This is a genomic window from Variovorax sp. P4_D9, assembly GCF_056401695.1.
In genome coordinates this window covers 1-7,875 of record NZ_JBFUIU010000423.1, presented here as the reverse complement: position 1 = coordinate 7,875, position 7,875 = coordinate 1, and the positions used below count along the sequence as shown (strand labels likewise).

The following is a 7,875-nucleotide window of genomic DNA, read 5'->3' as shown; positions in this document are numbered from 1 at the left end:
GCGCTCCACCGGCGCCCGCACTGGGACGGGCACCGCCGCCACCCGCACTGGGACGCGCTCCCCCGCCGCCACCCGTGCTCGCGCGGGCGCCTCCTCCAGCCGTACTTGGGCGCGCCCCGCCGCCGCCGGCGCCGCCATGGCTCTGCGCCATCGACTGGCGACTCGCATCGCCGCGACTCGCCTGCTGGCGGGCCTGCCCACCGGCATCGCCCGCGCCTCGCAAGGCGTTGTCGCCGCCGCTGGTCCGCGACAGCCCCTGGTCGGCGCCACCGCGCCCGCCTGGCCCGCCTCGGTCGCCCACTCCCCCGCGGTCTCCCGCTCTGGCGGTGTCACCGGCGCGGTCACCAGCGCGGTCACCGGCGCCTGCACCCGCTCGATCGCGACCGGCGCCTCCGGCCGCGGCCTGCGCACGATCCCGCGTCGCCGGATCGTTGCGAAGCTGGTCGCGGCCCTGGCCCGGGTCCATGCCCCGCTGCTGCAATTGGGATTGCGCCTGCTGGCGCTGGGCGTCGCGGGCCCCGCCTTGCGCCGCATCGCGGCCGCGGTAGTCGTTGCGCTGGTTGGCGCCGCCTACGTTCTTCCCGAACTGCTGTTGGCTCGCCGAATCCCGGTACGGCACGCCTCGGCGGTTGGCCGCGTTGTGCTGGAAGTTGTTCTGGCTGGCATTGAGCTGCCGGTTCGTGTTGACGCTGTTGTACCGATTCACGTTGACGTTCACGTTGCCGGCCCCCCAGTTGGCGTTGCCCCACAGCGCGGCCGTGGCGGCCACGCCGACGCCGAAGGCGATGCCCGTGGCCAGCGCTGCGCCGGGGTAGTAGTACGGCGCCGGCGGGTAGTAGTAGGGCGGGTACGACGGGTAGGGCCAGGCCCCGTAGACGACCGTCGGGTTGTAGGCCGGCACATACACCACCTCGGGATTCGCCGGCTCGATCTTGATGACGGTCTGCTGCGTCTGCGGCTCCTGCTCGACGATGACCTTCTGCTGCTCGGAGCTCTTCAGGTTGCCCGTCTTCTGCGCCTGGGTCCGCAGCCGCTGCGCCGAGTCGAGCACGTCCTTTGACGAGGCGAGGAAGGCGTCGCCGAGGTTCTGCACCCAGTCGGGCTGGTCGCCCATCATCTGAAGAACCTGCGGAAACGCCACCAGCGACTGTACGCTCGGGTCCCAGGGCTGGTTGGCCACCAGCTTCAGCGCCGCGTCCCCCTTCTGGTCCTTGTTTGCCTTCGACCATTTGGCGGCATCGGCGACGTCCGCGGGATAGGTCGCGGCCATCAGCACCTGCGACAGCAGCGAATCCGGGTACAGCGCGATCGGCGCCATCATCTGGTCGAGCTGCTCCCGGGAGAAGGTCTGCGCCTGCTGCGCACCCACCATCAGCGAGCACAAGGAGGTGGCGAGCACGAGGGTGCGAGCTATTCGGATGATCAGAGCGCGCATGGCGCCTCCTTTTCCAGAGGGCAGTGGTTCAATGGCGACCTCGTCTTCTTTCAGCTGGTTACGGGTAATCCTGAAGGCATGCACCTTCGTCGATGTGGTTTTCCAGCGCATAGCGCACCAGCTCGGCCGTACTCGCGACCTGCAGTTTTTCCTGGATGCGGGTCTTGTGCGTGCTCACGGTCTTCACCGACAGGTGGAGTGCGTCGCCGATGTCGGTCAGGCGCTGCCCGGCCGCGATGCGTCGCAGGACCTCGATCTCGCGGTCGGTCAGAAGCATGTGGCGCGGGGCTTCGGACATCCCGTTGAGCTGCTGCACCACTTGCTCGGCGAGGCTTGCGGTGACATAGGCGCCACCCGCCGCCACCCTGCGCACCGCATCGACCAGCTCCATCGCCGCGACATCCTTGGTGATGTAGCCGTTGGCGCCTGCCTTGAACGCCCGCAGCGCATATTGCTCCTCCGCGTGCATGCTCAGCACCAGCACGCGCACGGCCGCGAACTCGGCCTTGATGCGCCGGACCAGTTCCAGGCCGGTCATCCCCGGCATCGTCAGGTCGACCAGCGCGAGGTCGAACGCGCGCTCCCGCAGCAGTTCGATGGCCTGGAAGCCCGTGACCGCTTCGGTCAGTTCCCAGCCCTTGCCCAGGGGGTCGAGCACGCGCTTCAAGCCTTCGCGGACGATCGCATGGTCATCGACCAGCAGCATGCGGATCGGGGGCGCGCCTAGCCCTCGCGGCGCTTCGATGGGCGCCGCCCGATTGCTCGCATGAGTCCCGGATCCCTCTTCTTCTTGCATACCCAGTCCTGTTCGGCGGCAGCTTAGGGGGGCATCGTCACCGTTCTCTTGACGAATATCAAGCGGGGGATGGCAATGAGCGAGATCGGACCCGTGCAAACAGGTTGGCACCATCATGTCGTTAGGAATTTTCCTAACGCAACGTGGGATAACACCTAAGAGAAGGAAGAAATCGCCGATCAATCCCCAAGCTTCGGGCCTATTCTCAACCGGCGGCGCTCGGGCGCAAGCTCCATCCAGCCCCTGACATCCGGTCGTCGGCGCAATCTGGGAGCCTCCCGATGAACAACGTTTCGAAGCTCGACGTGCATTCGCGTGTCCCTGCCGATCGACTGCGGCTGGCCGGCGTCGAGCCATTCGAGCGCAGTGTCCTGCATGAGATGCTCGAACTCCTTGGCGTCGCCGCGGCCGAGTGCCAGCGGATGCCGGAGATTCATCTTGCCGTGCGCCGGCTGCGGGCTGGCCAATCGCTGTTCTTCGAGGGCGCCGCGCCAACGTCCATCTATGTCGTTTGCGCGGGAACCTTCAAGGCCTTCCATACCGCCGAAGACGGCTACGAGCAAGTCTTCGGATTCGCTCGCCGCGGCGACTTGCTGGGCTGCGACGCACTGTCCGGCGATCGCCATCGGATGGCCACGGTGGCGCTGGAGGACGCGAGCGTCTATGTCATCGCATTGCCCGACTTCGATGCGCTGGCGCAAAGCCTGCCGGCCTTCTATCGCGGAGTGATGCGCGCCGTCAGCAGCGCGATGACCGACCTGACCCAACTGGCCGACATGATGGCTGCCGTCGCGGCCGAGGTCCGGCTGGCGCGATTCCTAATGCATCTGTCGCAGCGGATGGCGGCCTGCGGGCAATCTGCAAGATGTCTTCGCCTGCTGATGACGCGCCGAGACATCGGAAGCTATCTGGGCGTCGCCCACGAAACGATCAGCCGTTCGTTCGCGGCATTGGCCGCCCTGCATCTGGTCAAGGTGGAGCAGCGCAAGGTGGAGATTCTCGACCTCGCCGCATTGCAGCGCTTCGCGCAGGGCACGCGGGCGACTGCCAAGTCGGATTTCAGCGCCTCGGTTCCCAGGACACGCGCCGGCGGCGCGATGGCGCTGGCGGCCTGACCGGGTCCGATCCCCTCACGGCTTCGGCCGTTCGACCCGTGCCGCCTGCGAGTGCGAAAGCTCGGCGATCCAGTCCCGCGCCTGTTGGAACTCGGTTGCCTTGTCGAAGTAGGCCAGCGCGCCGGCATCCAGGTGGGACTTGCGCATCGAAATCCAGTTGAACTGAGAAAAGACGACGACCTTGATGCCGGGTTGATGCTGCCGGACGTGCCGCAGCACGTCGATGCCCCGGTCCTGCCCGCGCAGCTTGACGTCCAGGACGATGAGGTCTGGCGGGTTGGCCGCGATCGATGCCAGGGCCGTTGCGACGTCCTCCGCACAGCCCACGATATCGACGTCCGGAGCGCCGGCCAGCAGCGCACCGAAGCTCTGCTGGATTGGCACGGAATCGTCGACCAACAGCACTTTCACCTCTACACCTCGTCCGCTTTGTCTTGTTGAAACGAATGCATGTTGCGCTGAATCGCGGTGCGCGAGATGCGCATGCTCAATGATTGCGTCGAAAGGACGAACTTCGTCGTTCGATCCGGAAGCAGCCGTCGAAGGCTTTCGAAAATAGGAGAATGTCCCGCGAATCGCCGCCGTGTCCACCTCGGGGGCGGAGCGGGCGCTCCAATCCAGGATCGCCGATTGGCGAGAGGTCCCATGGCTTCGTGGTTCGAGAACCTGTCGTTGCGCAGCCGAATCGTCCTGTTGACGGGAGGGCTCATGCTCGCGCTGGCCGTGCTCGTGGCGTCGGTCCTTGCCGCCGAGGCACACCGGGCACGGGATACCGCGCATGAGAAGGTCCGGATTCTGGCCGTCGGGTCGGCCGCCGACCTGCAACGCGTGCTCGACCGGTTCGCCTCGGTCCTAGAGCGGCTGTCCGACCGGCCCCTGGTCAAAGCCATGGATCCGCAGCGCTGCGACCCCCTCGTTTCGGAGTTCGTGCGGCTCATTCCCGTCGCCCTGGGGTATGCCGTGCGGGACGCAGGAGGGAGCATTCTTTGCGCTGCTGCGGCGGGTCCTTTCCCATTGCCGCCGGCTGCGGACGCAGCCAGCGTCGACCAGGTCGTTCCGGCCGGCGGGTTCGCGGCCAGCAGACTGTTCGTCGACGAGCGCACGGGGAAAAGCGTCGTGGCGCTGAGCTATCCCCTTCGCGACGAGCAGACATCGCGGACGGGCCAACTGGTGATGACCGTCGACCTGCTGGCGCTCAGCGATCACTTGCTCGGCTCGATCCCGAAGAGCGCGCTCATCACGGTCGTGGACCGGAACCGGACCCTTCTTCTTAGCTCGACGGATTCGGAGGCCTCCATCGGCTCGCGACCCTGGGACGGTGAGGCGGATCCGGTGGGCGGCGCGCGGGAAGGCGTGTTCGTCGCCACGGGGCGAGATGGCGTCCCGCGCCTGTTCGGCTTCGTAACCCTGCCGGGCGTGGACTGGCGGGTGGTCGCGAGTTTCCCGGAAGCCGATGTGCTCTCGGACTACGAGGCTGCCGTCCACCGAACTTTCGGCATCGGCCTGGGGCTCGGCGTCCTTGCGCTGGTGCTGGCGTGGCGCCTGAGCGAGGCCATCGCCAAGCCCATCTCGCACCTCAAGGAGACCGCGATGCGGATCGCGGCCGGCCAGGACACGGTCCGCGCCGATGTCGCCGGGCCGCCCGAGATTCGATCGGTGGCGCAGCAGATCAACGCGATGCTGGACGCCCGGACCCTCAGCGAGGCCCGCCTGCGCGGCATCTTCGAATCGGCCGTCGATACCATCCTGACGGTCAACGAGCACCAGATCATCGTCCAGGCCAACCCGGCGGCGACAAGGGTGTTCCATTGCCCGCTGGACGAACTGATCGGCGCGCCGCTAAACCGCCTGCTCCCCGAGCGGTACCGGGAGGTTCACGCGCGGCACGTGGACGCGTTCGGCGTCGACACGGTCACCGAGCGCCGGATGGGGCAGCGGCGGGATCTGGTCGGGCTTCGGGCCGATGGGGTGGAGTTCCCGATCGAAGGCGCGATCTCGCACCTGTCGATTGGCGGCCACCTTCTGTACACGGTGATCCTGCGCGATGTCAGCGAACGCAAGCTGGCCGAGGAAGAACTCCGGGCCGTCGCCTCGAAGCTGCAGGCGGCGCTGGCGAGCATGAGCGACGCGGTGGTCATCGCCGATACTGAGGGCCGGCTGGTGGAGTTCAACGACGCCTTCGCGTCGTTTCACCGCTTCGCGGACAAGTCCGATTGCCGAAGGACATTCGCGGAATACCCGGACATCCTCGAACTGCGCATGCCCAACGGCGATCCGGCGCCGCTGGCGCAATGGCCGGTCCACCGGGCACTGCGGGGGGAGGCGGCGACCAATGTCGAATACAGGCTGCGGCGCAAGGACAGCGGCGAGAAGTGGATCGGCAGCTACAGCTTTGCACCCATTCGATCGCAGGACGAAGCGATCGTCGGCGCCGTGGTGGCGAGCCGCGACGTCACGGTCATCAGGGAGGTGCAGCAGGATCTCGAGTCCTCCCATGTCGTGATGCAGCGGCTCATCGCGTCGCAGGATCGGGTCCAGGAAGAAGAACGCAAGCGCATCGCGCGTGAATTGCATGACGACCTGCAGCAGACGCTGGCCGCGATCCGCATGGACTTGCGCGTCATCGGCGAGCGTTTCGGCACCCGGGCGCCCGAGCTGCTCGCGCATGTCGCCGAGACCGACGACCTGGCCCAAAGGGCCATTGCGTCGACGCGTCGCATCGTCAACGACCTGCGCCCACCGATGCTGGAAGACCTCGGCCTGCTGCCGGCCCTCGAGATGCTGGTTGCCCAGTTCGGCCAGCAGACCCGGATCGCCTGCAAGCTCGACGCGCCGGAAGAAGTGTCCGATGCCTTGATGGCAACGCCGGCCATCGCGCTCTGCCTGTACCGCATCGTGCAGGAGGCGCTCAACAATGTCGCCAAGCATTCCCATGCCAGCGAGGTGCAGATCCGCCTGGCCTTGGCGCCGTCGTCATCGGTCTCGGTTCGCGTCAGCGACAACGGCCAGGGCATGGGCGCGGCGGACCGGCGAAAGCCCGATGCCTTCGGGATCCTCGGCATCCACGAACGGGTACGCGCGCACGGCGGCATCATGGAGATCGAAGGCGTTTCCGGGGCAGGCACGGTGCTGGACGTGCGGATTCCGCTGGTCGGCGCAGCGGAGGCCGGGGCCGAAGCGATGCGAGCGCCGGGGCGTGCGGGCGAAGACCCGCGGCATGAGGGCCCGGAGGACGACGAAGCGCTGCCGAGGCTGTTGAGCCGCGCGACCCACAAGGCCCTGCAGGACGTGATCGACGCGCTGGCGGGGATCGTGGCGGTGGTCGACCGGCACGGCGTGATTCGATTCGTCAATCGCGCATGGAGTGAATTCGCCGAACGCAATGGCAATCCCGGCGCCGACGCGATCGGCCCGGGCGTGAACTATCTCGAGGTCTGCCGCCGCAGTGCCAACTCCGACGAATTGGCGCTGCACATTCTCCAGGGGCTCGACGAGGTGATCCACGGCACCCGAAAGGTCTTCACCTGCGAGTACCCCTGCCATTCACCGCACGAGATGCGGTGGTTCCAGATGCACGCTACGCCGATGGCCACCGGGGACGTCATGGTGGCGCACTTCCTGGTCAGCCGGGAGAGCCACGTTCACCTGGTCATCGGATCGGATGGCGCACGCGTGCCCCCGCTGCGATGGTCGCAGGGGCCGCATTGAGGGTCACGAGACGACGCGGGGGCTGACGCTTTTCGCCAATCGAGGCGACCGGTGCTGCCATTGCGGCAGCAGCCCACGCACTCTAGATTGCGCTGCTCATGACCACTTCAACTCAATCCCTGGCCAACGCAGCTTCCGGCGCCCCGCTCGCAGGCGTGCGCGTGCTCGACCTGACCCGGCTGCTGCCCGGGCCACTCGGCGCCGTGCACCTGGCCGACCTCGGCGCCGACGTCGTCAAGATCGAGGACACCGGCGCCGGCGACTACGCGAACGCCGCGGTGCGTGCGCTCGTCAACCGCAACAAGCGCGCGATCCGCATCGACCTCAAGCAGGCCGACGGCGTCGCCACGCTGCTTCGCCTGTGCCGCGAGGCCGACGTGCTGGTCGAGAGCTTCCGGCCCGGCGTGATGCAGCGCCTGGGCGTCGGCTATGAGGCGGTAGCGGCCGTCAACCCGCGCATCGTCTACTGCAGCATCAGCGGCTTCGGCCAGACCGGACCGCTGCGCGACATGCCGGGGCACGACCTGAACTACGCCGCCCTCGCCGGCGTGGCCGACCAGATCGGCAACGCCGCCGGCCCGGCGCTGTCGAACCTGCCGGTGGCCGACCTGATGGGCGGCACCCTGACGGCGGTGGCGGGCATTCTTGCCGCGCTCTTCGATGCCGCGCGCAGCGGCCGCGGACGCCATGTCGACATCGCGATGGCCGATGGCGTGCTGGCCCACGCGGTGCTGCCACTGGCCGGCCTGCACCAGCACGGCCAGGTGCCGCTGGCCGGCCAGGGCCCGTTGACCGGTGGGCTCGCCTGCTACGGCTTCTAC

The 7,875-nt window shown here is 67.6% G+C and carries 6 protein-coding genes; 3 read left to right on the top strand and 3 right to left on the bottom strand.

Translation table 11 applies throughout. The annotated features are described in order from the left end of the window. A partial coding sequence (locus AC1DY5_RS33645) for a DUF3300 domain-containing protein (RefSeq protein ID WP_478118581.1) occupies nt 1-1,435 on the bottom strand: 1,435 nt, incomplete at its 3' end. A 58-nt stretch (nt 1,436-1,493) separates the two neighbouring features. Further along, entirely contained in the window at nt 1,494-2,348 is an 855-nt protein-coding gene (locus AC1DY5_RS33640; RefSeq protein WP_478118579.1) for a response regulator, read from the bottom strand. Between the two features lie 164 nt (nt 2,349-2,512). Between AC1DY5_RS33640 and AC1DY5_RS33635 the strand changes: the two genes are divergently transcribed. Beyond that, nucleotides 2,513-3,346, top strand: a complete 834-nt coding sequence (locus tag AC1DY5_RS33635; RefSeq protein WP_478118577.1) for a Crp/Fnr family transcriptional regulator — start codon at nt 2,513-2,515, stop codon at nt 3,344-3,346. Between the two features lie 15 nt (nt 3,347-3,361). Here the strand turns inward: AC1DY5_RS33635 and AC1DY5_RS33630 are convergent, their stop codons facing one another. Beyond that, complete coding sequence (locus tag AC1DY5_RS33630; RefSeq protein WP_478118575.1) at nt 3,362-3,937, bottom strand: response regulator; 576 nt, start codon at nt 3,935-3,937, stop codon at nt 3,362-3,364. Between the two features lie 54 nt (nt 3,938-3,991). Here AC1DY5_RS33630 and AC1DY5_RS33625 point away from each other — a divergent pair, with 54 nt between their 5' ends. Continuing rightward, nucleotides 3,992-7,054: a PAS domain S-box protein gene (locus tag AC1DY5_RS33625; protein ID WP_478118574.1), complete on the top strand. Its 3,063-nt coding sequence runs from the start codon at nt 3,992-3,994 to the stop codon at nt 7,052-7,054. A 98-nt stretch (nt 7,055-7,152) separates the two neighbouring features. Next, nucleotides 7,153-7,875 (top strand): CaiB/BaiF CoA transferase family protein (locus AC1DY5_RS33620; RefSeq protein WP_478118572.1); only part of this gene is annotated, 723 nt, incomplete at its 3' end.

Bases quoted from the DNA above. Each gene is read 5' to 3' on its own strand.
- AC1DY5_RS33625 (WP_478118574.1), top strand. From the start codon at position 3,992: ATGGCTTCGTGGTTCGAGAACCTGTCGTTGCGCAGCCGAATCGTCCTG.
- AC1DY5_RS33635 (WP_478118577.1), top strand. From the start codon at position 2,513: ATGAACAACGTTTCGAAGCTCGACGTGCATTCGCGTGTCCCTGCCGAT.
- AC1DY5_RS33640 (WP_478118579.1), bottom strand. From the start codon at position 2,348: ATGATGGTGCCAACCTGTTTGCACGGGTCCGATCTCGCTCATTGCCAT.